Below are 392 nucleotides of genomic sequence, written 5' to 3' on the forward strand. Positions count from 1 at the left end.
CGAAAAACTGCTGGCGCGTAGCGGCTTGAATTGCTTCACTGCCTTTGCGGATGAGCGGAGACGGAGATGGTTGGGCAGCTGGGCTTTTTTGACCTTTCGGACCGATACGAGGCGCTGAGCGCGGCGGGTGATCCGCTGGAGCGTCTCGCGGCGGTCGTCGACTTTGAGGTGTTCCGCGGACCGTTGGTGGCAGCACTGCGGCGCACTGCCCGCGGCAAGGGCGGCAGACCACCGTTCGATCCAGTGCTGATGTTCAAGATCTTGGTGCTCCAGGCGCTGTACTCGCTCTCGGACGAGGCGACCGAGTTCCAGATCAAGGATCGGCTGTCGTTCCAGCGGTTCCTGGGGCTTGGGCTCGATGGCACGGTGCCCGATGCAACGACGGTGTGGCT

General features: G+C 63.3%; 1 protein-coding gene. It reads left to right on the forward strand.

What is annotated here, in order from left to right; all coding sequences use genetic code 11:
- Positions 1 to 66: 66 nt before the first annotated feature.
- A partial coding sequence (locus tag LI72_RS18665) for an IS5/IS1182 family transposase (RefSeq protein ID WP_033927487.1) occupies positions 67 to 392 on the forward strand: 326 nt, incomplete at its 3' end.

The organism is Sphingomonas sp. 35-24ZXX, from assembly GCF_000786215.1.
Classification (GTDB): Bacteria; Pseudomonadota; Alphaproteobacteria; order Sphingomonadales; family Sphingomonadaceae; genus Blastomonas.